The 25438-nt window shown below is 71.5% G+C and carries 21 protein-coding genes; 15 read left to right on the forward strand and 6 right to left on the reverse strand.

Features of this window, described 5'->3' with window-relative positions; translation table 11 throughout:
- Positions 1-2: 2 nt before the first annotated feature.
- The 3 genes from ACIQJT_RS20965 (at position 3) to ACIQJT_RS20975 (ending at position 2133) form a co-directional block, all read left to right on the forward strand.
- On the forward strand, positions 3-782 hold the full coding sequence (locus ACIQJT_RS20965) for an exodeoxyribonuclease III (protein WP_365458408.1): 780 nt from the start codon (positions 3-5) through the stop codon (positions 780-782).
- Between the two features lie 68 nt (positions 783-850).
- A complete protein-coding gene (locus tag ACIQJT_RS20970) occupies positions 851-1258 on the forward strand; it encodes a DUF6278 family protein (RefSeq protein ID WP_365458411.1) in 408 nt (135 codons plus the stop codon).
- 128 nt (positions 1259-1386) lie between these two features.
- Complete coding sequence (locus ACIQJT_RS20975) at positions 1387-2133, forward strand: amino acid ABC transporter ATP-binding protein (protein ID WP_402645518.1); 747 nt, start codon at positions 1387-1389, stop codon at positions 2131-2133.
- 170 nt (positions 2134-2303) lie between these two features.
- Here the strand turns inward: ACIQJT_RS20975 and ACIQJT_RS20980 are convergent, their stop codons facing one another.
- Both ACIQJT_RS20980 and ACIQJT_RS20985 read right to left on the reverse strand, forming a co-directional pair.
- Positions 2304-3869, reverse strand: coding sequence for a CocE/NonD family hydrolase (locus ACIQJT_RS20980; RefSeq protein WP_402645521.1), 1566 nt, complete (start codon positions 3867-3869; stop codon positions 2304-2306).
- 116 nt (positions 3870-3985) lie between these two features.
- Positions 3986-4744, reverse strand: coding sequence for a hypothetical protein (locus ACIQJT_RS20985; RefSeq protein ID WP_402645523.1), 759 nt, complete (start codon positions 4742-4744; stop codon positions 3986-3988).
- Between the two features lie 144 nt (positions 4745-4888).
- Here ACIQJT_RS20985 and ggt point away from each other — a divergent pair, with 144 nt between their 5' ends.
- Positions 4889-6685: a gamma-glutamyltransferase gene (gene ggt, locus ACIQJT_RS20990; RefSeq protein WP_402645526.1), complete on the forward strand. Its 1797-nt coding sequence runs from the start codon at positions 4889-4891 to the stop codon at positions 6683-6685.
- Positions 6686-6691: 6 nt separating this feature from the next.
- Here ggt and ACIQJT_RS20995 read toward each other — a convergent pair whose 3' ends face one another.
- Together ACIQJT_RS20995 and map are read right to left on the reverse strand one after the other, a co-directional pair.
- Positions 6692-9244: an ATP-dependent Clp protease ATP-binding subunit gene (locus ACIQJT_RS20995; protein ID WP_402645529.1), complete on the reverse strand. Its 2553-nt coding sequence runs from the start codon at positions 9242-9244 to the stop codon at positions 6692-6694.
- A gap of 453 nt (positions 9245-9697) precedes the next feature.
- A complete protein-coding gene (map, locus tag ACIQJT_RS21000) occupies positions 9698-10465 on the reverse strand; it encodes a type I methionyl aminopeptidase (protein WP_365458429.1) in 768 nt (255 codons plus the stop codon).
- A 32-nt stretch (positions 10466-10497) separates the two neighbouring features.
- Between map and ACIQJT_RS21005 the strand changes: the two genes are divergently transcribed.
- From ACIQJT_RS21005 to ACIQJT_RS21045, 9 genes are all read left to right on the forward strand, one after another.
- Positions 10498-10749: a helix-turn-helix transcriptional regulator gene (locus ACIQJT_RS21005; protein WP_365458432.1), complete on the forward strand. Its 252-nt coding sequence runs from the start codon at positions 10498-10500 to the stop codon at positions 10747-10749.
- A gap of 133 nt (positions 10750-10882) precedes the next feature.
- On the forward strand, positions 10883-12334 hold the full coding sequence (locus ACIQJT_RS21010; RefSeq protein ID WP_402645532.1) for a hypothetical protein: 1452 nt from the start codon (positions 10883-10885) through the stop codon (positions 12332-12334).
- Positions 12335-12515: 181 nt separating this feature from the next.
- A complete protein-coding gene (locus ACIQJT_RS21015; protein WP_365458438.1) occupies positions 12516-13358 on the forward strand; it encodes a nitrilase-related carbon-nitrogen hydrolase in 843 nt (280 codons plus the stop codon).
- On the forward strand, positions 13355-14644 hold the full coding sequence (locus ACIQJT_RS21020; RefSeq protein ID WP_402645536.1) for an aspartate aminotransferase family protein: 1290 nt from the start codon (positions 13355-13357) through the stop codon (positions 14642-14644). The genes ACIQJT_RS21015 and ACIQJT_RS21020 overlap by 4 nt, the downstream gene beginning before the upstream one ends.
- A 23-nt stretch (positions 14645-14667) precedes the next feature.
- Entirely contained in the window at positions 14668-16266 is a 1599-nt protein-coding gene (locus ACIQJT_RS21025; RefSeq protein WP_402645539.1) for a PucR family transcriptional regulator, read from the forward strand.
- A 155-nt stretch (positions 16267-16421) separates the two neighbouring features.
- The gene (locus ACIQJT_RS21030; protein ID WP_402645541.1) at positions 16422-17264 is read left to right on the forward strand and encodes a nitrilase-related carbon-nitrogen hydrolase; all 843 of its coding nucleotides are present in this window, start codon (positions 16422-16424) and stop codon (positions 17262-17264) included.
- Between the two features lie 31 nt (positions 17265-17295).
- Positions 17296-18690 (forward strand): dihydropyrimidinase, encoded by a 1395-nt coding sequence (hydA, locus tag ACIQJT_RS21035; protein WP_402645543.1) that lies wholly within the window; start codon positions 17296-17298, stop codon positions 18688-18690.
- 11 nt (positions 18691-18701) lie between these two features.
- Positions 18702-19721: a TIGR03842 family LLM class F420-dependent oxidoreductase gene (locus ACIQJT_RS21040; protein ID WP_402645545.1), complete on the forward strand. Its 1020-nt coding sequence runs from the start codon at positions 18702-18704 to the stop codon at positions 19719-19721.
- A 162-nt stretch (positions 19722-19883) separates the two neighbouring features.
- Entirely contained in the window at positions 19884-21434 is a 1551-nt protein-coding gene (locus tag ACIQJT_RS21045; RefSeq protein WP_365458456.1) for an NCS1 family nucleobase:cation symporter-1, read from the forward strand.
- A 55-nt stretch (positions 21435-21489) separates the two neighbouring features.
- Here the strand turns inward: ACIQJT_RS21045 and ACIQJT_RS21050 are convergent, their stop codons facing one another.
- Positions 21490-22155 carry a hypothetical protein gene (locus ACIQJT_RS21050; protein ID WP_402645547.1) on the reverse strand — a complete coding sequence of 222 codons (666 nt, stop codon included), beginning with the start codon at positions 22153-22155 and terminating at the stop codon, positions 21490-21492.
- A 173-nt stretch (positions 22156-22328) separates the two neighbouring features.
- Positions 22329-23333: a carboxymuconolactone decarboxylase family protein gene (locus ACIQJT_RS21055; protein WP_402645549.1), complete on the reverse strand. Its 1005-nt coding sequence runs from the start codon at positions 23331-23333 to the stop codon at positions 22329-22331.
- A 167-nt stretch (positions 23334-23500) separates the two neighbouring features.
- Between ACIQJT_RS21055 and ACIQJT_RS21060 the strand changes: the two genes are divergently transcribed.
- Both ACIQJT_RS21060 and ACIQJT_RS21065 read left to right on the forward strand, forming a co-directional pair.
- A complete protein-coding gene (locus tag ACIQJT_RS21060; RefSeq protein WP_402645552.1) occupies positions 23501-24637 on the forward strand; it encodes a sensor histidine kinase in 1137 nt (378 codons plus the stop codon).
- On the forward strand, positions 24634-25296 hold the full coding sequence (locus ACIQJT_RS21065) for a response regulator transcription factor (protein WP_365458468.1): 663 nt from the start codon (positions 24634-24636) through the stop codon (positions 25294-25296). Before ACIQJT_RS21060 ends, ACIQJT_RS21065 begins: the two co-directional genes overlap by 4 nt.
- Positions 25297-25438 lie beyond the last annotated feature (142 nt).

Here is a 25438-nt window from a genome sequence, read left to right on the forward strand (position 1 = left end):
GCATGCGCATCGCGACCTGGAACGTCAACTCGATCACCGCCCGTCTCCCGAGGCTGCTGGCCTGGCTGGAGAGCACCGGCACCGACGTGCTGTGCCTCCAGGAGGCCAAGGTCGCCGAGGAGCAGTTCCCGTTCGACCAGCTCCGCGAGGCGGGCTACGAGGCGGCGGTGCACGCGACCGGCCGGTGGAACGGCGTGGCGGTGATCTCCCGGGTGGGCATCGAGGACGTCGTCAAGGGCCTGCCCGGCGACCCCGGCTACGACGGCGCCCCGGAGCCGCGCGCCATCTCCGCCACCTGCGGCCCGGTCCGCGTCTGGTCGGTCTACGTGCCCAACGGCCGCGAGGTCGACCACCCGCACTACGCCTACAAGCTCCAGTGGTTCGAGGCCCTGACGGCCGCCGTCGCCGGTGACGCGGCGGGCAGCCGTCCCTTCGCGGTCCTGGGCGACTACAACGTGGCGCCGACCGACGACGACGTCTACGACGTGGCCGCCTTCGAGGGTCTCACCCACGTCACCCCGGCCGAGCGCGCCGCCCTCGCCTCCCTGCGCGGGGCGGGCCTGTCGGACGTGGTCCCGCGGCCCCTCAAGTACGACCACCCGTTCACGTACTGGGACTACCGCCAGCTCTGCTTCCCCAAGAACCGCGGCATGCGCATCGACCTGGTGTACGGCAACGACTCCTTCGCGAAGGCCGTCACGGACGCCTACGTCGACCGTGAGGAGCGCAAGGGCAAGGGCGCGTCCGATCACGCCCCGGTCGTGGTCGACCTGGACGTCTAGGCCCCGGCCGGAAACGACAGCCCGCGCGCCTGTGGTGCCCGCGGCCGGGTGAGTGACACGCTGGGTGTATGAAGATCCCTTTTCTGGGCGGCCGGAGCGAGAAACCGGGGACCCGCGACCCCGAGGGAATCGCTGAACTCCTCTCCGAGTGCGAGCTCCTGCGCTCCCACGCCGCTCGTTCGGGCGTCCGACTGGACGACACGGCGGCCTCGTTGGAGGCACTCGACCAGGTGGTGCCCGGCTGGCGGGACGACGAGGAGATCCTGCTCTGGCTGGGCAATGACGCGGGACTCTATCTGGGCACGGTCATCGTGCGGACCGTGCCCGGGGCGGCCTGGGATCTGCGTTCGGACGGGCAGCCCGTGATCCGGCTGGAGTCCGGCCGCGAGTTCGACGTCGTGGCCTCCGGGCACGAGTGGGCCGCGAGCGGGGTGCCCGAGCTGTCCCAGCTCTACGCGGAGGTCGCCGAGGAGTGAATCCATGGCCGTAAGAACGGCGTAAATACGGCTAATGATCGAAAAGTGCGTGTCGTTCCTTATGCGTAATCCCGCCTCGATAAGTTGCGGCAACCACGACACAGTTCTGAGAGTGAGTAGGGCTGGGCATGGCCGTCGTCGATCCGTTGATCGAACTGCGTGACGTCAACAAGTACTACGGGGAGCTGCATGTCCTGCAGGACATCAACCTCACCGTCGGCAAGGGGGAGGTGGTCGTGGTCATCGGCCCTTCGGGGTCGGGCAAGTCCACGCTCTGCAGGACGATCAACCGCCTGGAGACCATCAAGTCCGGTTCCATCACGCTCGACGGGCAGCCGCTGCCCGAGGAGGGCAAGGCCCTCGCGAAGCTCCGTGCCGAGGTCGGCATGGTCTTCCAGTCCTTCAACCTGTTCGCCCACAAGACGGTCCTGCAGAACGTCTCGCTGGCCCAGATCAAGGTCCGCGGACGCAAGAAGGACGAGGCGGACCGGCGCTCCCGCCAACTCCTGGACCGGGTGGGCCTCGCCGACCAGGCCGACAAGTACCCGGCCCAGCTCTCCGGCGGCCAGCAGCAGCGCGTGGCCATCGCCCGCGCCCTGGCCATGGAGCCCAAGGCCCTGCTCTTCGACGAGCCGACCTCCGCCCTCGACCCGGAGATGATCAACGAGGTGCTGGAAGTCATGCGTCAACTGGCCCAGGAGGGCATGACCATGGTCGTCGTCACCCACGAGATGGGCTTCGCCCGCTCGGCCGCCAACCGCGTGGTGTTCATGGCCGACGGCCGCATCGTCGAGGACCGCGCCCCCGACGACTTCTTCACCGACCCGGACAGCGAGCGCGCCAGGGACTTCCTCTCCAAGATCCTCAAGCACTGAGAGGGGCGACGGCCATGTCCTCGAGCCTCGACTACGATGGTCCGCTCACCCCCACGGTGACGGCGGCCGCTTCTCCAGGGACCCTGCTGCCGGGTGGGGGTCCCCCCACGGCCCGTCAGCCGTAGGGGGCAGCAGTCACAGAGCCATACCCGCCCGGCGTCGGCCGGAGATCACTGCTCGCGCAGCGGAATCGACACGTACGACGGGTCGTTCGCCGGTGAGGAGAAGGTCAGCCGAGCGCCGGACGGGTTGTGCTCGATGTAGAGCGGGTCGACCGTGTCCACCACCAGGGCCAGACGGTGCCCTGCCGGCACGTCGTAGGCCGTGGAGAACAGCTCCAGGTCGACGCCGAACGGCTTCCCGGGTGTCCGCCCGTGGAAGGTGTACGGCGCGTGGGAGACCAGCTTGCCGAGGCCGAGCGGCCCCACGTCGTACAGGTAGGCGACGAGGGTGCCGCTCTCCTTGGTGGGGGTGAGCGTGGTGTGCAACCGCGCGGTGCCGCGCACCTGCTGGGCACCGGCGTACTTCTCCGACTGCCACACCGCCGCCCAGTGGCGGGGGAGCAGGGGGATCGAGGCGACCGGGGGAGCCTGGGCCAGCTGGTCGAGGATGCTGGACAGGAAGACGATCCCGCCGTCCGCGCCCGAGTCGACGTTGGTGTGGATCGTGGTGGTGCCCGAGAGGGCGATCTTCTTGCGGGTCGCACCGACCGACTTCCAGTCCGGATAGCCCTCGTACCCGCCCGTGGTGCGGGACTTGAGACGGACCGGCTGCTCACGGTCGACGCCGTTGTCCGCGCCCTTGAGGTAGTGGTCGAACCAGCGCTCGGTGTCGGACCAGACGTCGTTGGGGAGACCGAACAGTCCGGTCAGTTCGGCCGTGGCGTGGTCGCCGGGGCGGAACTCGAGTCTCTTGGGGCCGGTCAGCTTCTCGTAGAAGTCCGCGTACTGGTTGGGCGGGAAGACCGAGTCGCCCCAGGCGTTGGCCATCATGACCGCCGCGCCGTTCTTGTTGAGTTGGTCCACGTATGTGGCGGCCGAACGTTTCTTCCCCCAGTCGATCATGTCCTGTTCCTTCGACAGGTTCGACGCGTAGAAGTTGTCGAAGATCTGCCGGAGTTCGGCGCTCTGGCGGCCGGTGACCAGGCTCGCCCCGTCCAGCAGGGCCCCGGCCTGGACGTGCTGGGTGCGGCCGGAGTAGATCGAGTCGATCAGGTCGGCCCAGCCGCTGAGGGCCGCCACCGCCTTGACGCGCTTGTCCCTGGCGGCGGTGAGCAGGCTGATGCCGGCGCCGTAGGAGACGCCCGCCATGCCGATGTGCGCGGAGTCGGCCGGGGTGTTGGCGAGCGCCCAGTCGATGACCTTCGAGGCGTCGGCCGTGTCGGGAGGGCCCGCCACTTCTATCTCCCCGCCCGACTGCCAGAACCCGCGGACGTTGTAACTGACGACGATGTAACCGGAGTTCGCGAGCTTCTGGGCCTGGGCGAGGTACTCGACCTGGGGCAGGCCCCAGCTCGTGGGCAGGACGAGCAGCGGGTAGCGCCGTGCGCCGTCGGCTCCGGCGGGCGTGATGACGTTCGCCTTGAGGACGGTGCCGCCGTCACCGGCGATGTCGACGAAGCGCACGGCGTCCGCCGCCTGGGCGGTGGGGGCGAGTCCGAGGGCGCTACCGGCGATCAGAGTCGCGGAGACGGCGCCCACGGTGGTCGTACGCAGGGCCTTGCGAGGGTGTCCCACGGGTCACTCCCTACTCGTGTCAATGCAAAGTGACCAGACGGTAACCGCGGCGCCTTACCGGAGGTAACCCGTCGGTAAGTTACGTGGGAGTAACGATTGTTGTGGTGTGAATCAGTTCAGGAGGCGCGGTGGGAGTTCCGTGGAGCCGCGGCCGTCGGCAAGGGGGTCTTGGCCTCCCGGGTCACGTCCGCGACCAGCTCCACCACATCCGGGCCGTACGCACCGGAGTTGATCACCTTCAGCAGCAGTACGAAGGTGCTGTCGCCGTACTTGCGGGTCAACCGCTCCTGGTTGCGGGCCAGATAGCGGGTCGCGGCCTGGTTGCTGATCGCGGTCTGGCCGCAGAAGAGGAAGACGGGCCGGGCGCCGTTGCTCTGCTCGACCGTGAGCCGGGCCAGGAGGGCGTACTCGGCCGTGCCGACCTCCACCCGGTAGCGCTCTGTGCCCACCTGGAAGGCGCCGCGGTCCGGGCTCGGTTCGGCGTCCACGTTGATCCGGACTCCGGGCAGCAGGGAGGAGAGGTGGGCCGCCATGCGGCGGTTGGAGGCCGGGCCGCCGACGCAGAACTCGGTGCGCTCGCCGAAGCCCTGGCGTGCCGCGTCGTGCGGGAGGACCTGTGCGTGGGCGTTGCAGTCCTTGATGAGCGCGGCGAGTTCGAGGAGGGCGAACACGTCGTAGCGCATCACCGCGAGGTCCGGGCCGCTCGCGCCGCGGTTCACGACCAGCAGGGACTCGGAGTTGTCCGGCAGCCCGAAGAACGCCTGCTTGCGGCGGAGTTTCCGCCTCCACAGGTACGTCCGGGCGATCCAGCCGAGCGCGGCGCTGATGCCCGCCGCCACCACGCCCAGGACGATGTTGCGCACGTCGTCAGTCATGTGCGCGCATGCTAGCGGGCCTGCACGGTTGGTACGTACCGGTGTTCGAAGTGCGGCATTCGTATGACACCTGACCCGAGAAGGGCTGTCGGGGCACCGGCGATGTGGTTACGCTGCGCGGACGGTCCTGGACTGGAGGTACGGATGCGTCGCCCTGTCGCACGGAAACTGTCGGTCCTGGCGGTCTCGGCCGCCGTGGTGTCGGTGGGGGCGGCAGCGCCGCCGCAGGCCACCTCGGCACCCGAGAAGTCACCCGTCGCCGTCGGCTACGGCGGCGCCGTCTCCAGCGTGGATGCGGACGCCTCCGCCGCCGGCGTCGAGGTGTTGAGGAAGGGCGGCAACGCGGTCGACGCGGCCGTCGCCACCGCCGCCGCGCTCGGCGTCACCGAGCCGTACTCCTCCGGCATCGGCGGGGGCGGCTACTTCGTCTACTACGACGCCAAGTCCCGTACGGTCCACACGATCGACGGCCGCGAGACGGCACCGCTCACCGCGGACTCCGACCTGTTCGTGGAGAACGGCAAGCCGCTCGCCTTCGCCGACGCCGTCAGCAGCGGGCTGAGCGTCGGCACCCCGGGCACACCGGCCACATGGGCCACGGCGCTGGACGAGTGGGGCAGCAGATCGCTGGGCAGCGTCCTGAAGCCGGCCGAGCGGATCGCCCGGGACGGGTTCACCGTCGACGACACCTTCCGCTCGCAGACCGCGGCCAACGAGACGCGGTTCCGGTACTTCCCCGACACCGCGAAGCTGTTCCTGCCCGGCGGGCAGTTGCCGGTCGTCGGATCCACCTTCAAGAACCCCGATCTCGCCCGCACCTACCGGGAGCTGGGCCGCCAGGGCGTCGACGCGATCTACCGCGGCGACCTCGGCGACGACATCGTCGACACCGTGAACCACCCGCCGGTGGACCCGGGTTCGGGCTGGAACGCCCGCCCGGGGGACCTGTCCGAGAAGGACCTCGCCGCCTATCGCGCCAAGCTCCAGAAGCCCACCAAGACCTCCTACCGCGGGCTCGGCGTCTACTCCATCGCGCCCTCCTCCTCCGGCGGCACGACGGTCGCCGAGGCCCTCAACATCCTGGAGCACACCGACCTCTCCAAGGCGAGCGAGGTGCAGTACCTGCACCACTTCATCGAGGCGAGCCGGATCGCGTTCGCGGACCGCGGGCGCTGGGTCGGCGATCCCGCCTTCGAGGACGTACCGACGAAGGGGCTGCTGTCGCAGCGGTTCGCCGACTCGCGCGCCTGCCTGATCAAGGACGACACGGTGCTCAAGAGCCCGGTGGCGCCGGGGGACCCGCGGCATCCCGGAGCGTGCACGGACCGGGGCACCGCGGCGCCGACGACGTACGAGGGCGAGAACACCACCCATCTGACGGTGGCGGACAAGTGGGGCAACGTCGTCGCCTACACCCTGACCATCGAGCAGACGGGCGGCAGCGGGATCACCGTTCCCGGGCGCGGGTTCATCCTCAACAACGAGCTGACGGACTTCTCCTTCGCCCCGGCGAACCCGGCCGTCCACGACCCGAACCTGCCGGGGCCCGGCAAGCGGCCGCGGTCCTCGATCTCGCCGACGATCGTGCTCGACAAGCACAACAAGCCGGTGGTGGCGCTGGGTTCACCCGGCGGGGCGACCATCATCACGACCGTGCTCCAGGTGCTGACCGAGTTCGTCGACCGCGGGCTGCCGCTGGTGGACGCGATCGCCGCGCCCCGGGCCAGCCAGCGGAACGCCGCGCAGACCGAGCTGGAGCCGCCGTTGTACAGCAGCGGGGAACGGTCTCAACTGGAGGCCATCGGGCACTCGTTCAAGCTCAATCCCGAGATCGGTGCGGCCACTGGTGTTCAGCGGTTGCCGGGCGGGAAGTGGCTCGCCGCCGCGGAGACCGTTCGGCGGGGCGGGGGGTCCGCGCAAGTGGTGTACCCCGCGCCGTAGCCGTCCTCAGGCGGGTGCGGGCTCGTCGCGCGGTTCCCCGTGCCCCCGGGGAGTCGGCGTGAACGTCAGACCGCCTTCCTCCGTGTCCACCGCCACCGTGTCGCCCTCGGTGATCGTGCCGTCCAGCAGGAGCCGGGACAGTTGGTTGTCCACCTCCCGCTGGATGGTGCGGCGCAGCGGTCGGGCACCGTACTCCGGCTGGTAGCCGCGTTCCGCCAGCCAGTCCACCGCGCTGTCCGCGAAGGTGACCGTGACGCCCTGGGCGTGCAGCAGGCGGCGGGTGCTCTCCAGCAACAGCCGGGTGATCTCCCGTAGTTGATCTCCCGTGAGCCGGCGGAAGACGACGATCTCATCGATGCGGTTCAGGAACTCCGGGCGGAAGTGCTCGCGCAGCGGACGCAGGATCTGTTCGCGCCGGGCTTCCTCGTCGGACTGCGGCCCGAAGCCGATGCCCGTGTTCCCCCGGGTGATCGCCTCCGAGCCCAGGTTGCTGGTCATGACGATCACCGTGTTGGTGAAGTCGACCGTGCGGCCCTGGGAGTCGGTGAGCCGTCCGTCGTCGAGGACCTGGAGGAGGATGTTGAAGACGTCCGGGTGGGCCTTCTCCACCTCGTCCAGCAGGAGCAGCGAGTACGGGTGCCTGCGGACCACCTCGGTGAGCTGGCCCGCCTCCTCGTGGCCGACGTACCCGGGCGGGGCACCGACCAGGCGGCTGACCGTGTGGCGCTCCTGGTACTCGCTCATGTCCAGGCGGACCATGCGCTCCTCGCTGCCGAACAGCGACTCGGCGAGGGCGCGGGCCAGTTCGGTCTTGCCCACACCGGTGGGGCCGAGGAAGAGGAAGCTGCCGATCGGGCGGTCCGGGCTCGCGAGGCCGGCACGGGAGCGCAGGACGGCGTCCGAGACCACGCGTACGGCCTCGTCCTGGCCGACGACCCGCTCGTGCAGATGGTTCTCCAGGCCGAGCAGGCGGTCCTTCTCCTCCTGGGTGAGGCTGCTCACCGGGATGCCGGTCAGCCGGGACACCACCTGGGCGACGGCCTCCGTGGTGACCTCCAGGTGCTGGCCCTCGTCGGCCGCGTCGCCCCCGGCGGACTCGGCGATGCGCTGCTTCAACTCGGCGATGCGGTCCCGCAGTTGGGTGGCCCGCTCGTACTGCTCGTCGGCGACCGCCTGGTCCTTGTCCAGCGTCAGTTGCTCCACCTCGCGCTCCAGGGCCCGTACGTCGGTGCCCTTGGTCCGCGCGCGCAGGCGCACCCGGGCCCCCGCCTGGTCGATGAGGTCGATCGCCTTGTCCGGCAGGCGGCGGTCGGTGAGGTAGCGGTCGGACAGCTCCACGGCGGCCACCAGCGCCTCGTCGGTGTACCGCACCTGGTGGTGGGCCTCGTAGCGGTCCCGCAGTCCGCGCAGGATCTCGATCGCGTCCGCCGGGGTGGGCTCCGGGACCAGGATCGGCTGGAAGCGGCGGGCCAGGGCCGCGTCCTTCTCGATCCTGCGGTACTCCTCCAGCGTGGTCGCGCCCACGATGTGCAGCTCGCCGCGGGCCAGGGCGGGCTTGAGGATGTTGCCGGCGTCCAGGGAGCCGCCCTCGCCGCCCCCACCCGCGCCGACGACCGTGTGCAGCTCGTCGATGAAGACGATCAGCCGGTCGGAGTTGTCGCGGATCTCGCCCACGATGTTCGTCAGGCGCTCCTCGAAGTCGCCCCGGTAGCGGGTGCCCGCCACCACCCCGGTCAGGTCGAGGGCGAAGACCCGGCGGCCGATCAGCACGTCGGGCGCGTCCCCGTCGGCGATCCGCTGGGCCAGACCCTCCACGACAGCGGTCTTTCCGACGCCCGCGTCACCGATGAGCACCGGGTTGTTCTTGCCGCGGCGGGACAGCACCTCGATGGTCTGCTCGATCTCCTCGTCCCGGCCGATCACCGGGTCGATACGGCCCTGGCGGGCCAGGTCGGTGAGATCGCGGCCGTACTTGTCGAGGGTCGGCGTGCCCGTGCCGCGCGGTGCCTCGGCGCCGGACGGGCCGGTCTCGGGGGCCGTCTCGGGAGGCAGGCCGGTCGGGGCGAACCGGGCCGAGCTGAGGATGTGCCCGGCGGCCGAGTCCGGGTTCGCGGCCAGGGCGCTGAGCACGTGCTCCGGGCCGATGTAGCCGGCGCCCCGGGCCCGGGCCAGCTCGTGCGCGTCCAGCAGCGCGCGCTTGGCGGCCGGGGTCAGGGACAGCGAGGTGGGCGGAGGGGCCTCCTCCGGCTGGTGCTGGACGGGGCCGGAGCGTTCGTCGATCTCCGAGGCGAGCGAGTCGGGATCGGCACCGGCCCGGCTCAGCAGGGTCCGGGTCGGCTCGGCGGCGAGGGCGGCCCGCAGCAGGTGCTGGGTGTCCAGATCCCGGCTGCCGTGCTCGGCGGCGTACTGCGCGGCGCCCCGCACCAGCTCCCTGGCGGGCCGGCTCAGCAACTGGCCGATGTTGATCTGCCGGGGGCCGGGACGCGGCCCGCCGAAGAAACGGGCGAGGAACTCTCCGAAGGCGTCATAGCCTTCCGGTCCGCTGAATCCGCTGGTCATGTCGTTCCCATCCGGCATCCCCATGGGGGTCCCCCCGGGCCGAGCCCGTTCGAGGTCTGGGGGAGGGCCGGGGACACCCTCGCTGATCGACGTGCCGGGGCCGGGTAACCCGGGTGTCAGCCGGTTACACCTTCGCACGGATGGGGGAGCGGGGCACTTCCAGCGGCCGTCCGGCGACGGCGGTCCGGCTCGGGACTCGCGGACCTGCGGACCTGCGGACGCCGGTCGACGGTGCGAGCACGTGGTGCGCGCAGGGGCACCGGCGGGCGGTCGGCTTGGTCCCTTGGTCCTCCCGGCGGTGCCGGCCGGGGCGACCAGCCGGACGTGGGCAGGGTCGCCGACGGCGTTCGTCCGCAGGGCGGTCTCCGGTGTGTTCCCGGACCGCCGCCTGAACCCCGCGTGCCCCCTCCCCGGGCCCGCGACGACCGGGGAGGAAGGGGCGAGCGGGGTGGCTCAGCGTGCCGTCAGGACGCGGGGGCCCTCGTCCGTGATCGCCACGGTGTGCTCGACGTGCGCCGCGCGCGAACCGTCGTTCGTCTTCAGCGTCCAGCCGTCCGGTGCCGTGTGGTACGCGTCCGTGCCGCCGGCGATGAGCATCGGCTCGATCGCGAGCACCATGCCGTGCCGCAGCGCGAGCCCGCGCCCCGGGCGCCCCTCGTTCGGCACCGGCGGGTCCTCGTGCATGCGGCGGCCGATGCCGTGGCCGCCGAAGTCGTCCATGATGCCGTAGCCACCGGCCCGGCACACCGTGCCTATCGCGTGCGCGATGTCCCCGATGCGGTTGCCCACGACCGCCGCCGCGATACCGGCCGCCAGGGCCCGCTCGGCCGTCTCGATCAGCCGTACGTCGTCGGGGCGCGGCCCGCCCACTGTGAAGCTGATCGCCGAGTCACCGGCCCAGCCGCCCAGTTGGGCACCGCAGTCGATCGAGACGAGGTCGCCGTCGCGCAGCCGGTAGCCGGTCGGGATGCCGTGCACGATCGCGTCGTTCACGGAGGCGCAGATGACGGCGGGGAACGGGGTGGTGGCGAAGGTGGGGCGGTAGCCGAGGAAGGGTGAGGAGGCCCCGGCCTCCCGCAGCACCCCACGCGCCACCTCGTCCAGCTCCAGCAGGGAAACTCCCACGTCAGCGGCTTGCCGTACGGCGGTCAGGGCGCGCCCGACCACCTGCCCCGCCTCGTACATGGCGTCCATCGAGGTATCTGTCTTCAGCTCCACCATGCCAATTACTATACCGGTATTAGAATGGGGTCATGGTGCGTACCCCTCTCACTCCCGAAGAACGCGAACGCGGCGAGCGGCTCGGCAGACTGCTGCGCGAGGCCCGCGGCGGCCGCAGCATGACGGAGGTCGCGGCGAGCGCCGGGATCTCCGCGGAGACCCTCCGGAAGATCGAGACCGGGCGGGCCCCGACCCCGGCGTTCTTCACGGTGGCCGCGCTCGCCCGGGCGCTCGGGCTGTCCATGGACGAGCTGGCCGGACTGTGTGAGCTCGCGGGCGTGTGACGGGAGTTCGCCCGACGATCGGGGTGCGCCGGGAGGCTCCTGCCGCGCTCTTGAAAACTGTCTGTAGCCCGTTCGTAACACTGCTGGTGTTGCCTTACGGACCGGAGTGCTCCGGTCTAACGGGAGTTGAGCGATGGCAGTGGATCAACTCCCGGGTCGGGTGCGGGAGTTCGTGACCTACCTGAAGGGTGTTCTGGCGCGCCTGGACCAGGGCTCCGGCTGGTGCGCGGTGTTCTGGCAGCGCGACCCCGACGGGATGCGGGCCTGCCTCGACGGGCGTGAGGTGCCCCCCTGGGACGTGGTCGAGTCGCTCCTCCAGGACCTCGCCGCGGGATACGGCCCCGAGGTGGCCCACGCCGAGGCGGAACGGGCCCGCCCCCTGCACGCCGCCGCGCAGGCCGCCCACGACGCCCGCCCCGGCGGCCGGGACGCCCTCGGCGACCGCTTCGACGTCATGCTCCGCGAACAGCGCTACGCGGCGGAACGGCAGGCCGAGCTGGGCCGCCGGCTCGCCGCCGCCACCACCCAGGAGGAGGCCGACGCCGTCCGCCTGGACCTCGCCTGGGCCCGCGACGACCATGAACGCGCGGTGCGCCGCTGCGCCGAACTCCGGTCCCGGATGGCCGAGTTGGACCGGCGTCCGAGGGGGGCGCCGTACCGGAGCGACGCCGGCGGCCGCAGCGCCGAGCTCCCGGACATGCCGCAGCAGCGCAACGCCCCGACGGCCACCTGGGCGGACCCCGTCGGAGCCGCACCCGACCGGCCGGGCCCGGCTGAAGGACCCCGCTCCGGACACACCCCGCAGCAGCCCGCCCCCGCCACCCCGCCGCCGCCCGAGGCGAAACGCAAGCGCCGACGCGGCGGTGCCCGTTTCGCCGGTGCGGCCGAGGAGGGCGGCGCCCCCGTCGTCGTACCCCCGGCCGCCGTGACCGATCCGCCCGACGCGCCCGTGGCGAAGGGGCGGGCTCCGCGCGGGGCCCGTTTCGCGGGGGTCGCGCAGATGCCCGAGGCGCGTCCGGAGGCAGATGCGGGGCAGCGGGCGGAACCGTCGGACGCGGTGGCGCGGCGGGAGACCGCCGAGGTGGTCGCGAGGCTGGTGCGGCTGCGTTCGGAGGGGCGTACCGGCGAGGCGCACGCCCTGCTCGTCGAGGTCGCCCACTGGCCCGCCGACCGTTTCCCGCTGCTCGCCGCCGAGCTCCAGCGCGCCGGGCTGGGCGCCGACTGGGCGACGCTGCTGTGGGAGGCCGCGTCGCTGCCCGCCGACCGGCTGGTGGCCGCCGCGGACGCCCTGGCCGCGGCCGGGCGGAGCGCGGACGGGGAGCAGGTGCTCAGACAGGGTGTCGCGCGTCCCGCCGGTGAGATCGGCGAGGCGGTGCTCGCGCTGGTCGCCGAGGACCGCCACCGTGAGGTCGCCGCGCTCCTCGACGCCTACGTCCGCGTCCGCACCCCCGAGGAGGCCGCCCGCAGCGCAGGACGCGGCCCGGCGACCCTCGTACCGCTGCTCCTGGCCGCCGCGCGAGGGGTCTCGGAGGAGCGGCACTGGGACCTGGTGCACGCCCTGCGGGTCGCGGGATTCCCCGCCTGACAGGTCCTCCACCACCCCGCTGACCGGGCATGTCACTCCTCCACTGGAGTGTGAAACGAGATCGACTTCGCCGGTTAACGACGATGGTCTTGGCAAGCCTCTCCAGGGGGCTTACGTTCGTCCCTCTACGGCCGTGTCTACGGGCGTAGAGGCTCTGACGTCCCCGCCGAAGGAGCAGCTCATGGCCAACGTCGTACGTGCCGCTCTGGTCCAGGCCACCTGGACCGGCGACACCGAGTCCATGGTGGCGAAACACGAGGAGCACGCCCGCGAGGCGGCCCGACAGGGCGCGAAGATCATCGGGTTCCAGGAAGTGTTCAACGCCCCCTACTTCTGCCAGGTCCAGGAACCCGAGCACTACCGCTGGGCCGAGCCGGTGCCCGACGGCCCGACCACGAGCCGTATGCAGGAACTCGCCCGCGAGACCGGCATGGTGGTCGTCGTGCCGGTGTTCGAGGTGGAGCAGTCCGGGTTCTACTACAACACCGCGGTCGTGATCGACGCCGACGGCACCGTCCTCGGCAAGTACCGCAAGCACCACATCCCGCAGGTCAAGGGCTTCTGGGAGAAGTACTACTTCAAGCCGGGCAACCTCGGCTGGCCGGTGTTCGACACCGCCGTCGGCAAGGTCGGCGTCTACATCTGCTACGACCGCCACTTCCCGGAGGGCTGGCGGCAGTTGGGCCTCAACGGCGCCCAGCTCGTCTACAACCCGTCCGCCACCCACCGGGGCCTGTCCTCCTACCTGTGGCGCCTGGAACAGCCCGCGGCCGCCGTCGCCAACGAGTACTTCGTCGCCGCCATCAACCGGGTCGGCGTCGAGGAGTACGGCGACAACGACTTCTACGGGACGTCGTACTTCGTCGACCCGCGCGGCCAGTTCGTGGGGGACACGGCGAGCGACAAGGAGGAGGAACTGGTCGTCCGCGACCTGGACTTCGACCTCATCGAGGAAGTGCGGCAGCAGTGGGCCTTCTACCGCGACCGCCGCCCCGACGCCTACGAAGGGCTGGTGCAGCCGTGACCGAGGACCTGCTGGGACGCCACCGGGCCGTCCTTCCCGACTGGCTCGCCCTCTACTACGAGCAGCCGCTGGAGATCACGCACGGCGAGGGCCGGTACGTGTGGGACTCCGAGGGCAACAAGTACCTCGACTTCTTCGGCGGCATCCTGACCACGATGACCGCGCACGCCCTGCCCGAGATCACCAAGGCGGTGAGCGAACAGGCCGGGCGGATCATCCACTCCTCGACCCTGTACCTGAACCGGCCGATGGTCGAACTCGCCGAGCGCATCGCCCAGTTGTCCGGCATCCCGGACGCCCGGGTCTTCTTCACCACCTCCGGCACCGAGGCCAACGACACCGCCCTGCTGCTCGCCACCACCTACCGGCGCAGCAACACGATCCTGGCGATGCGCAACAGCTACCACGGCCGCTCCTTCAGCGCGGTCGGCATCACCGGCAACCGCGGCTGGTCACCCACCTCGCTGTCCCCGCTCCAGACGCTGTACGTCCACGGCGGCGTGCGCACCCGCGGCCCGTACGCCTCCCTCGGCGACGACGACTTCATCGCGGCCTGCGTCGACGACCTCAAGGACCTGCTCGGCCACACCCGCCCGCCCGCCGCGCTGATCGCCGAGCCGATCCAGGGCGTCGGCGGCTTCACCTCCCCGCCCGACGGCCTCTACGCCGCCTTCCGCGAGGTGCTGCACGAGCGGGGCATCCTGTGGATCGCCGACGAGGTGCAGACCGGCTGGGGCCGCACCGGCGACCACTTCTGGGGCTGGCAGGCGCACGCGCAGTCGGGTCCGCCGGACATCCTCACCTTCGCCAAGGGCATCGGCAACGGCATGTCCATCGGCGGGGTCGTGGCCCGCGCCGAGATCATGAACTGCCTGGACTCCAACAGCATCTCGACCTTCGGCGGCACCCAGATCACCATGGCGGCCGGCCTCGCGAACCTGTCCTACCTCCTGGAACACGACCTCCAGGGCAACGCCCGGCGGGTCGGCGGACTGCTGATCGAGCGGCTGCGGGCCGTCGCCGCACAGGTTCCCGGCGTACGGGAGGTGCGCGGGCGCGGGCTGATGCTCGGCGTCGAGCTGGTCAGACCCGGCACCGACGAGGCCGACCCGCAGGCCGCGGCCGCCGTGCTGGAGGCCGCCCGCGCCGAGGGGCTGCTGCTCGGCAAGGGCGGCGGGCACAACACCAGCGCCCTCCGGATCGCCCCGCCCCTGTCCCTGACCGTCGCGGAGGCCGAGGAGGGCGCCGCGATCCTCGAACACGCTCTGAGGAGCACCATCCAGTAGGCCCACAGCAAGGGAACACCGTCATGAGCGCCACCTTGGAGCCCCTGGAACCCCTGGAGTCCGCGGAGCCGGCCCTGTCGGTCCGTCAGGTCCTCATGCTGGAGCGGGTCCTGGCCGGGGAGCCCGAGGTGGTGGCCGGTGCCGGCCAGCTCGACCGGGCGGTGCGCTGGGTGCACGTGGCCGAGGCCGCCGACGTCGGTGTGATGCTCAGCGGCGGCGAGATGGTCCTCACCACCGGTGTGCTGCTCGCCGGCGACGACGGCAAGCAGGCCGACTACATCCAGTCCCTGCACCGCGCGGAGGCCGCGGCCGTGGTCCTCGGACTCGGCCGCGCCTTCCCGTCCGCGCCGGACGTGATGCGCCGGGCCGCCGAGCGCTGCGGGCTGCCCATGGTCGTCCTGCACCGGCCGTTCCCCTTCGCGGAGTTGACGGAGGAGGTCCAGGCCCGGCTGGTGCGGCGGAAGTTCGCCGCGGTCAGCATGTCCGAGGCCGTCCGCACCGCCCTCACCGGCCTGATCACCGCGGGCGCCCCGCTCCAGCACCTGCTGGACGAGATCGCCCACCACAGCGGCTGCCCCGTCGTCGTCACCAACCTCGCGCACCGCGTCCTCGCCACCGCGGGGGAGCGGTCCGCCGTCGACGACGTGCTGCGCGACTGGGAGCGCATCGCCCGCCAGGCATGGGGGCACCGCCCGGGCCGCTCGGGCACCGGGGGAGGCGGCGCGGCCGACGGCTGGATCCGCGCCGAACTGGGCGGGCGCGGGGAGCGCTGGGGCCAGATCATGCTGTGCGGCTACCGCGGTGACACCGCGACCGGCCGGCTCCTCGCCGACCGGGCCGCCGAGTCCCTGGTCCTGCACCGCATGCTCGGCGGCACCTCCGCCCACACCTGGGAGGAGCAGTCCGCGCAGAGCCTGCTCACCGACCTGGCCAGCGGGGTCGTACCGGCCCGCCAACTGCTGCCCCGGGCGCGGGCGGCCGGGCTGCCCGTCAACCGGCGGACCTTCGTGCCGCTCGTCGTGCGCGACGGCGATCCCGCCGAACTCGACCGGGTGCTGCGGCTGCTGGGGCTGTCCGGCATCGCCGCCGAGCTCTCCGACGGGGCCACCGCCGTCCTCCTGAGCCTGGCCCGGGACCAGGAAGCCGCCGTGCTCACGGCCAACTTCGCGGCCCGGCTGACGCGGACGGTCGTGGCCGCCGCCGACCCGAGGACCTCGTGGGACGACGTCCCGGCGGGGCTGCGGGAGGCCCAGCACGTCGCCGACGCGGTCGCGGACTCGGCACCCGCCCGCGAGCTGCCTCCCGTGGTGCGCCTCAGGGACGTCCATCTGCGCGGCCTGATCAGGCTGCTGCGGGACGACCCGCACGTGCAGTCCTTCGCCGAGCGCGAGCTGGACGGACTGCTGTGCGGGACGGACAAGGACCTGCTGGCGGTGCTGCGCACCTATCTCGCCACCGGCCGCAACAAGTCCCGCACCGCCCAGCTCCACCACGTCTCCCGCCCCGCGCTCTACCGGCGGCTGGAGGCCATACAGGGCCGGCTCGGCGTCGACCTCGACGACTTCGAGCAGGCCGCCTCGGTGCACATCGCACTTCTCGCGCACGACGCGCAACAACGCTGAAACACGCTACGACCTGGGAAAACGGCGGTGAAACATGGGCGCACGACAGAGTGACACCGTGGCACGCCCGGGCCTCGCAGACGTGACACGCTGCAACTCAAAGCGCGCTTTCGGACTTCCTAGCCTTCTCGCACACCGAGCGACCGGAGGTCCCGATGAGCAGAGTGATCCGTGCCGCCCTCTTCCAGACCGCGTGGACGGGCGACAAGGAGTCGATGATCCAGGTACACGAGCAGGCGGCCCGGGACGCGGCCGCACAGGGTGCTCAGGTCCTGTGCTTCCAGGAGCTGTTCTACGGGCCCTACTTCTGCCAGGTCCAGGACAAGGCGTTCTACGAGTACGCCGAGCAGATCCCGGACGGGCCGATCGTCAAGCGCTTCCAGGCGCTCGCCGCGGAGCTGGGCATCGTCCTGATCCTGCCGATGTACGAGGAGGAGCAGCCCGGCGTCCTCTACAACACCGCCGCGGTGATCGACGCGGACGGCTCCTACCTCGGCAAGTACCGCAAACACCACATCCCCCAAGTCACGGGATTCTGGGAGAAGTTCTACTTCCGCCCCGGCAATCTGGGGTGGCCGGTCTTCGACACGAAGGTCGGCAGGATCGGCGTCTACATCTGCTACGACCGCCACTTCCCGGAGGGCTGGCGGGCGTTGGGCCTCGCGGGCGCCGAGATCGTCTTCAACCCCTCGGCGACCTCGCGCGGACTGTCCGCGTACCTGTGGCAGTTGGAGCAGCCCGCGGCGGCCGTCGCCAACGAGTACTTCGTGGGCGCGATCAACCGGGTGGGCGTGGAGGAGCTGGGCGACAACGACTTCTACGGGACGACGTACTTCGTCGACCCGGAGGCCCGGTTCGTCGGCGAGGTCGCCTCGGACAAGGAGACCGAACTCGTCGTCCGCGACCTGGACATGGCCACGCTGCGGGAGGTGCGCGACCGCTGGCAGTTCTACCGCGACCGCCGTCCGGACGCCTACCCCCCGCTGACCGCACCCTGACCGAACCGTCCACCCTGGCAGGAGAGGGAACATGAGCAGCCGTACCGTCATCCGCGGTGGCCTCGTCATCACCGCGTCCGACGAGATCCACGCAGACGTGCTGATCGAGGACGGCCGCATCGCCGCCCTCGCCGTGCCCGGCGCCCAGAGCTGGACCGCGGACCGCACGATCGATGCCACCGGGAAGTACGTCATCCCCGGTGGCGTCGACGCCCACACCCACATGGAGCTGCCTTTCGGCGGCACCTTCGCCTCCGACACCTTCGAGACCGGCACCCGGGCCGCCGCCTGGGGAGGTACGACGACCATCGTCGACTTCGCGGTGCAGAGCGTCGGCCACTCCCTGCGCGAGGGCCTGGACGCCTGGCACGCCAAGGCCGAGGGCAACTGCGCCATCGACTACGGCTTCCACATGATCGTCTCCGATGTGAACCAGGAGACGCTCAAGGAGATGGACCTGCTGGTGGAGGAGGGGGTCACCTCCTTCAAGCAGTTCATGGCCTACCCCGGCGTCTTCTACTCCGACGACGGCCAGATCCTGCGCGCCATGCAGCGCTCCGCCGAGAACGGCGGCCTGATCATGATGCACGCCGAGAACGGCATCGCCATCGACGTCCTGGTCGAGCAGGCGCTGGCCCGCGGCGAGACCGACCCCCGCTACCACGGGGAGGTCCGCAAGGCGCTCCTGGAGGCCGAGGCCACCCACCGCGCCATCAGGCTCGCGCAGGTCGCCGGCGCCCCGCTGTACGTCGTCCACGTCTCGGCCATGGAGGCGGTGGCCGAGCTGGCACGCGCGCGCGACGAGGGGCTCAACGTCTTCGGCGAGACCTGCCCGCAGTACCTGTTCCTGTCGACGGACAACCTCGCGGAACCGGACTTCGAGGGCGCGAAGTACGTGTGCAGCACGCCTCTGCGGCCGCGCGAGCACCAGGCCAAGCTGTGGCAGGGGCTGAGGACCAACGACCTCCAGGTCGTCTCCACCGACCACTGCCCCTTCTGCTTCGTCGGCCAGAAGGAGCTCGGCCGCGGCGACTTCTCGAAGATCCCCAACGGCCTTCCCGGCGTCGAGAACCGCATGGACCTGCTCCACCAGGCCGTCGTCGACGGGCACATCTCGCGCCGCCGCTGGATCGAGATCGCCTGCGCCACCCCGGCCCGGATGTTCGGCATGTACCCGAAGAAGGGCACCATCGCCCCGGGCGCCGACGCCGACGTCGTCATCTACGACCCGCACGCCGAGCAGACCGTCTCCGCCGAGACCCACCACATGAACGTCGACTACTCGGCCTACGAGGGCAAGCGCCTCACCGGCCGGGTCGAGACGGTCCTCTCGCGCGGCGAACCCGTCATCACCGAGCGGGAGTACACCGGGCACGCCGGGCACGGCACGTACACCCCCCGCTCCACCTGTCAGTACCTCAACTAGGAGTGGCGCCCATGGACTTCGGACTCGTCCTGCAGACGGACCCGCCCGCCTCGAAGGTGATCAGCCTGATGAAGCGGGCCGAACGCAACGGCTTCACCCACGGGTGGACGTTCGACTCCGCCGTGCTCTGGCAGGAGCCGTTCGTGATCTACAGTCAGATCCTGGCCAACACAACGAAGTTGAAGGTCGGCCCGATGGTCACCAACCCGGGCACCCGCACCTGGGAGGTCACCGCCTCCACCTTCGCCACCCTCAACGACATGTTCGGCAACCGCACGATCTGCGGCATCGGCCGCGGCGACTCGGCAATGCGCGTCGCGGGCCGTACACCCAACACACTGGCCCGCATCAGCCAGGCCATGAAGGTCATCAGGGCCCTCGGCTCCGGCCAGGAGGCCGACCTCGGCGGCACGGTCGTCAAGTTCCCCTGGATCAGGGACGACGCCGAACTCCCCGTGTGGATGGCGGCCTACGGCCCCAAGGCGCTGAAGATGACCGGCGAGGAGGCCGACGGGTTCATCCTCCAGCTCGCCGACCTCTACCTCACCGAGTACATGGTGAAGGCGGTCAAGGACGCGGCGGTGGCCGTCGGCCGTGACCCGGCGGACGTGAAGATCTGCGTGGCCGCCCCCGCCTACGTCACCGAGGACGACTCACCTGAGGCGCTCGCCCACGCGCGCGAGCAGTGCCGGTGGTTCGGCGGGATGGTCGGCAACCACGTGGCCGACCTGGTGTCGAAGTACGGCTCCGGCGGTGGGCTGGTCCCCCAGGAGCTCACCGACTACATCAAGGCACGAGAGGGGTACGACTACTCGCACCACGGCCGCGCCGACAACCCCGACACCGCCTTCGTGCCCGACGAGATCGTCGACCGGTTCTGCGTCATCGGACCGGTCGAGAAGCACATCGAGAAGCTGAACGCACTGCGTGAGCTGGGCGTCGACCAGTTCGCCGTCTACGACATGCACGACGCCCAGGAAGCGACCATCGACGCCTACGGCTCCCGGGTCATCCCCGCCGTCAACGCCTGACCCGGACCGCCCTGCCGCTCGACCGACCCCCCACTCCTTGTCCCCCCTCCCCGTCGTCCGGGGGAGGGGTGGCGGGGCCGGGACAGGCCTCCCCGCCGTCCCGGCTCCGCCCGAGGCCCCCGCACGGCCCATCCCGTTCCGTCCTGATCGATTGGCCTGCCCATGACCGAAACAGTTCCCACGGGGTCGCCGATACCGCCGTCCCCCGGCGGCCGCGTCGAGCTCGCCCCCGAGGCGTTCCCCGCCGACAGCCCCTTCGCCAACGAGGACCTGCGTCCCGTACCGGTCTCCGAACGCAAGTGGACGACGTACAACTTCGCGGCCCTGTGGATCTCCATGGCGCACTGCATTCCCAGCTGGACCCTGGCCTCCGGACTGGTCGCGCTCGGCATGGACTGGAAGCAGGCCGTCTTCACCATCGCCCTGGCCAATGTCATCGTGCTGCTGCCGATGCTGGCCACCGGGCACGCAGGACCCAAGTACGGCATCCCCTTCCCGGTCCTCGCCCGCGCCTCCTTCGGGCTGCGCGGCGCCAACGTCCCGGCGCTCATCCGGGCGGCCGTGGCCTGCGGCTGGTTCGGCATCCAGACCTGGATCGGCGGCAGCGGCATCTTCGCGCTGGGCTCCAGGCTCACCGGCGGCCACTGGGAGGACGCCGGCAAGATCGCGGGCAACCCCTGGCCGCTGTGGCTGTGCTTCCTGCTGTTCTGGGCCCTCCAGATCGCGATCATCTACCGCGGCATGGACTTCCTGCGGCACTTCGAGAACTGGGCCGCGCCCTTCGTGATCGCCGGCGCCCTCGTCCTGCTGGTCTGGATCGCGGTCAAGGCCGACGGCTTCGGCGCGCTGCTCGACCAGCCGTCCAAGCTCGGCTGGGGCGCCGACTTCTGGCCGGTCTTCTTCCCCTCCCTCATGGGCATGATCGGCTTCTGGGCCACCCTGTCGCTGAACATCCCCGACTTCACCCGGTTCGGCGCCAGTCAGAAGGCGCAGACCTGGGGCCAGTCCCTGGGACTCCCCACCACCATGACGCTGTTCGCCGTCCTCGCCGTGCTGGTCACCTCCGGCTCCGAGGTCGTCTACGGCGAGGCCATCTGGGACCCGGTCGCGCTGGCCGCCAAGACCGACAACGCCTTCGGGCTGCTCTTCGCACTCGTCGTGGTGCTGGTCGCCACGATCTCCGTGAACATCGCGGCCAACGTGGTCTCACCGGCGTACGACCTGTCCAACCTCGCCCCGAAGTTCGTCAACTTCCGTACGGGCGCGCTGATCACGGGTGTCGTCGGCATCCTGATCTTCCCGTGGAAGCTGATCTCCACGCCGGAGTTCTACATCTTCACCTGGCTCGGAGTCGTCGGCGGACTGCTCGGCACGGTCGCGGGCATCCTCATCGCCGACTACTGGATCGTCCGGCGCACGGTCCTGCACCTCGCGGACCTCTACACGCCCGGCGGGCGCTACTGGTACGTGAACGGCTGGAACTGGCGGGCGATCGTCGCCTTCGTCGTCGGCGGACTGCTCGCGGTCGGCGGCTCGTACTCGGGGGTGGGTGCGGACGGCAGGAAGACCGGGCCGTTCCCGACCGACGGACTGATCCCGTTCCTCAAGCCACTGGCCGACTACGGCTGGGCGGTGGGACTCGGCGCGTCCCTCCTGCTGTACATCGCGCTGATGCTGCCCAAGGGCAGGGAACAGGAGGGCATCGCGGCCTGACGGCCGGGTCACGCGCGCGTGGAGGGCGGTCGGGGTCCGGGCCGGTTCCGCCGGCTCAGGCCTTCCGGCCGCTCTCCAGCGCCGCGACCGCCTCCCTGGCCGCCTTGATGGCGCCCTTGTTGATCTCGTCCGTGCTGGGCGCCTTCTTCGACTCGAAGTCGCTGCCGTTGTACGTCACGGTCACCAGCGCGTTGGACGCCCGGATCATGACCACGCCCTCACGGGTCTGCTGCTTGTTCTCGGTGGTGAGGTTCACCACCGAGTACCCGGCGTCACCGACCCCGGGCACGCTCCCGCCGCCGCTCTTCTCGGAGACGTTCTCCTTGTACGACTCGGCGGCCGCCGCCTCGGACGCCGTGATCTCGAAGGACACGTCGAGCCAGCGGTAGTCGTAGCCCTTGAGCGCGTTCCAGGAGCACGTGCGGCGCAGGGCCGCGTCCGTGGAGGGGATCTCCTTGCCGGCCGTCTTGGCGCCCGGCACCAGCGACTTGATCGTCGCGGCGCCGATGCTGCTGCAGGGCGCGGGCGCGGCGGCGTACTGCTTCGAGACGGCCGCCGTGGCCGCGCCCGAGGGGGACTCCTCGGCGGACGGGGGCGCCGACTCCTTCTCGGCGGCCGGCGTCGTGGCCGGTCCCGACGTCAGTGCCCAGCCCGCCGCGGCGAGCACGACGACGGGGGAGATGCGCGCGGTGAGCGCGAGCGGCAGGGAAAGAGTTCGCACGGCGCACTTTTCGTGGGGGACGGACGGTGCGGACGGGTCCGCACTGCGGACGGACGCCAGTTTCACACGTCTGCCTGTGGGGTGGAAGCGTGAACTCGCTCCGTGCCTGCGCCGTCACTGCGCCCCGCCGTCGATGCGTCATGTGTCCGTTTATGTCCCGGCGATGGGCTGCTTCACGTGCGGGCGACGGGCCGGTGGAGGGCCGACTCGACGCGGTCCACGGCCAGGAACGCCCCGTAGGCCACGAGGTGCACCAGAGCTTCGTCGGTGTGCTCCGGCCGACGCCAGGCCGCCACGTCCTCGTCGGTGATCCGGTACGGCGCGAGCGCGGCCAGCAGCACCAGACGCGCGCCGGGACGCTCCCGCCGGTCCGGGAAGCCGCTCAGGTCGAGCGGCGGGTGCGACCCGTCCCAGTCCAGCAGCGTCTCCTCCACGAGGTCCTGGTCGTCGGTGCCGAGGAGGCCGGCGCCGGTCATGGCCGCCCGGAGCAGCGCCGCGTAGGCGAGCCCGACGGGCGTACCGGCCGCCCACGCCGGGGCCTCGCCGGGGTCGGGCAGGTCGAGCAGCGCGAGGGACGCGCCGGGCCGGACGGGTCGGCGTACGGTCCGGGACAGCGCACGGCCCGCGAGGCTGCGGACGGCCCGGAAACGCTGGGCGTTGCCCGGCAGCAGGTTCTCGGCGAGCAGGGCGGACACGATCCGGTTGATGAAGTGGAAGGCGAACGCGGTGCCGAGGTAGCCCGGGGCGTGCTCGCGCGGGAACGGGTACGGCCCCGCGCCGAGGCCGCCCGGCACGCGCGTGTGCCTGCCCCACTCCAGTACGCGCGCGTGTGCCTCGTTCTGCGGGCGTTCGCCCCGGGCGACGCGTTCGGCGAGGGCGTGGTCGCCGGTGGCGTGCAGCAGCACGGTGTGCGCGTCCACGCAGAACGGGCACCGGTTGGCCAGCGACACCCCGAGCGCTGCCAGTTCCTTGCCGGTGCGGCTGCCGGGGCCGGCGATCAGCGACTCGCGCATCAGCGCCCACGCGGGGGCGAGGAGGTCGGGCGCGGAGGAGAGGACCACGAAGGTCACGGGTTCGTCGATGCCGAAGTCACGGGACAACTGCTCGTAGACCTCGGCGACACGGCCGGTGGCGGCCTTGGGCGGCAGGGGCTCGGTGTAGCGGAAGGGTGTGGACATGCACAGCAGCGTGCGCCCCGGCCCCGGCCGCGGTCGTCGTACCGCCGAAGGGACTCGGCGCTGCGTCCGGGAGCGCGGACCCGGGCCGGGAGTACTACGGGGGGAGTAGCGCGGGAGTTGTCCACAGGGCTGACGCCGGTGTCGGTGCGGCGGTCTAGCGTGTGGGCATGAGTGGGCACCGGGTCGATGCGGCCATCTCCCAGCGGCTCGCCGACCTGGCCCTCGCGGTCGTGGTCGGCGCCCTCGCCGTGGCCGTGGCGGCTCAGGACGCGGACACCACCGCCCTCGACCACGGGCTCCTCGTGGTGGGCGCGGCCGCTCTCGCGTTCTACCGCGCGGCCCCGCTGGTGGTGCTGGCCCTGGCCACGGCGAGCGGGGTGGCGTACGTCCTGCACGCCCACCCGGGCCCCCTCGGCGCGCTGACCGTGTTCGCCGCCGTGCACCTGGCGTCCCAACTGGGGCGACGGAGCTGGGCGGCGGCCGCGAGCGGGATCTTCCTGGGGGCCTACGCGGCGACGGGGCCGACGGTCCACGAGGCCGTCGAGAAGACCGCGCTGCTCGCGGGCTGGTTCGTGTGCGCGGTGGTGACAGGGCTCGCCGGACGCAACTGGCAGGCCTATCTGCGGCAGACCGAACAGCGTGCCCTGGAGGCCGAGCGCACCCGGGAGGAGGCCGCGCTGCGCCGGGCCGGCGAGGAACGCCTGCGCATAGCGCGGGAGTTGCACGACTCCCTCACCCACAGCATCTCCATCGTCAAGCTCCAGGCGGGCGTGGCCGTCCATCTGGCGCGCAAGCGGGGCGAGGAGGTGCCGCCCGCCCTGCTCGCCATCCAGGAGGCCGGCGGCGAGGCCATGCGCGAGCTGCGTGCCACGCTGGAGGTCCTGCGCACCGACGAGCCGACCGGCACCCCGGCGCTGCTCGTGGAGCGGGCGCGGGCGGCGGGCCTCGCCGTCGAACTGAGCGTGACCGGCGAGGAGCGCGCGCTGCCCGCTCCCCTGGACCGGGCCGTGTACCGGATCGTCCAGGAGTCCCTGACGAACGCGGCCCGCCACGCCGGACCGGCAAAGGTCCGGGTCGAACTCGCTTACGGCAAGGACGAGTTGACGGTGCGGGTGGAGGACGACGGGGCCGCCCGTGCGGACCGCCCACCCCGGCCCGGCCACGGCCTCACCGGCATGCGCGAACGCGTCACGGCACTCGGCGGGACCCTGCGCACGGGCCCGCGCGAGGAGGGCGGGTTCGCGGTGCGGGCGCAACTGCCCTTGGGCGCAGGTGAGTCGGTACGCGCGGAGGTGGGGGCGTGATCAGGGTGGCGCTCGTCGACGACCAGGCGTTGATGCGGGCCGGGTTCCGGGCCCTGCTCGACGCCGAGGACGGTATCGAGGTGGTCGGGGAGGCGGCCGACGGGGAGCGGGGTGTGGAGCTGGTGCGGGCCCAGGTGCCCGACATCGCGCTGATCGACGTGCAGATGCCGGTGATGACGGGCATCGAGGCGACCCGGCGGATCGCCGCGGATCCCGAGCTGGCCGGGGTCCGCGTGGTGATCCTCACCAACTACGGCGTCGACGAGTACGTCTTCGAGGCGCTGCGGGCGGGCGCGAGCGGCTTCCTGCTGAAGGACACCGAACCGGCCGACCTCCTCCAGGCCATCGAGGTGGTGGCCCGGGGCGAGGCGCTGCTGTCGCCCGCGGTCACCCGCACCCTGATCGGCGAGTTCGTCTCCCGTCCCCCGGACCGGTCCACCGCCCCCGGCCTGGAGTGCCTCACCCGCCGCGAGCGCGAGGTCACGGCCCTGGCGGCGCGCGGCCTGACCAACGAGGAGATCGCCGAGCACATGGTGATCAGCCCCCTCACGGCCAAGACCCACATCAGCCGCGCGATGACGAAGCTGGGCGCCCGGGACCGGGCCCAACTGGTCGTGTTCGCCTACGAGTCGGGCCTGGTGACGGCACGCGGCGCCTGATGTCCCGTGGCGGGCGTCCGCTCACGGTGGGCACACGGCCCCCGGCGCGGTCGGCTGCCCGGGGGGACCGGCTGCCGGGGTGCGACCGGCCGCCCGGGGACGGCCGGCCGCCGTGCGGGCTTCCCCGGGCGGTAGGTGGGGG

This window comes from Streptomyces sp. NPDC091972, assembly GCF_044756385.1.
GTDB lineage: Bacteria > Actinomycetota > Actinomycetes > Streptomycetales > Streptomycetaceae > Streptomyces.

Excerpts from the sequence above, each read along its gene's own strand:
- ACIQJT_RS20965 (WP_365458408.1), top strand. The coding sequence starts at position 3 with ATGCGCATCGCGACCTGGAACGTCAACTCGATCACCGCCCGTCTCCCG.
- ACIQJT_RS20970 (WP_365458411.1), top strand. The coding sequence starts at position 851 with ATGAAGATCCCTTTTCTGGGCGGCCGGAGCGAGAAACCGGGGACCCGC.
- ACIQJT_RS20975 (WP_402645518.1), top strand. The coding sequence starts at position 1,387 with ATGGCCGTCGTCGATCCGTTGATCGAACTGCGTGACGTCAACAAGTAC.
- ACIQJT_RS20985 (WP_402645523.1), bottom strand. The coding sequence starts at position 4,744 with ATGACTGACGACGTGCGCAACATCGTCCTGGGCGTGGTGGCGGCGGGC.
- ggt (WP_402645526.1), top strand. The coding sequence starts at position 4,889 with ATGCGTCGCCCTGTCGCACGGAAACTGTCGGTCCTGGCGGTCTCGGCC.
- ACIQJT_RS20995 (WP_402645529.1), bottom strand. The coding sequence starts at position 9,244 with ATGACCAGCGGATTCAGCGGACCGGAAGGCTATGACGCCTTCGGAGAG.
- map (WP_365458429.1), bottom strand. The coding sequence starts at position 10,465 with ATGGTGGAGCTGAAGACAGATACCTCGATGGACGCCATGTACGAGGCG.
- ACIQJT_RS21005 (WP_365458432.1), top strand. The coding sequence starts at position 10,498 with ATGGTGCGTACCCCTCTCACTCCCGAAGAACGCGAACGCGGCGAGCGG.
- ACIQJT_RS21010 (WP_402645532.1), top strand. The coding sequence starts at position 10,883 with ATGGCAGTGGATCAACTCCCGGGTCGGGTGCGGGAGTTCGTGACCTAC.
- ACIQJT_RS21015 (WP_365458438.1), top strand. The coding sequence starts at position 12,516 with ATGGCCAACGTCGTACGTGCCGCTCTGGTCCAGGCCACCTGGACCGGC.
- ACIQJT_RS21025 (WP_402645539.1), top strand. The coding sequence starts at position 14,668 with ATGAGCGCCACCTTGGAGCCCCTGGAACCCCTGGAGTCCGCGGAGCCG.
- ACIQJT_RS21030 (WP_402645541.1), top strand. The coding sequence starts at position 16,422 with ATGAGCAGAGTGATCCGTGCCGCCCTCTTCCAGACCGCGTGGACGGGC.
- hydA (WP_402645543.1), top strand. The coding sequence starts at position 17,296 with ATGAGCAGCCGTACCGTCATCCGCGGTGGCCTCGTCATCACCGCGTCC.
- ACIQJT_RS21040 (WP_402645545.1), top strand. The coding sequence starts at position 18,702 with ATGGACTTCGGACTCGTCCTGCAGACGGACCCGCCCGCCTCGAAGGTG.
- ACIQJT_RS21045 (WP_365458456.1), top strand. The coding sequence starts at position 19,884 with ATGACCGAAACAGTTCCCACGGGGTCGCCGATACCGCCGTCCCCCGGC.
- ACIQJT_RS21055 (WP_402645549.1), bottom strand. The coding sequence starts at position 23,333 with ATGTCCACACCCTTCCGCTACACCGAGCCCCTGCCGCCCAAGGCCGCC.
- ACIQJT_RS21060 (WP_402645552.1), top strand. The coding sequence starts at position 23,501 with ATGAGTGGGCACCGGGTCGATGCGGCCATCTCCCAGCGGCTCGCCGAC.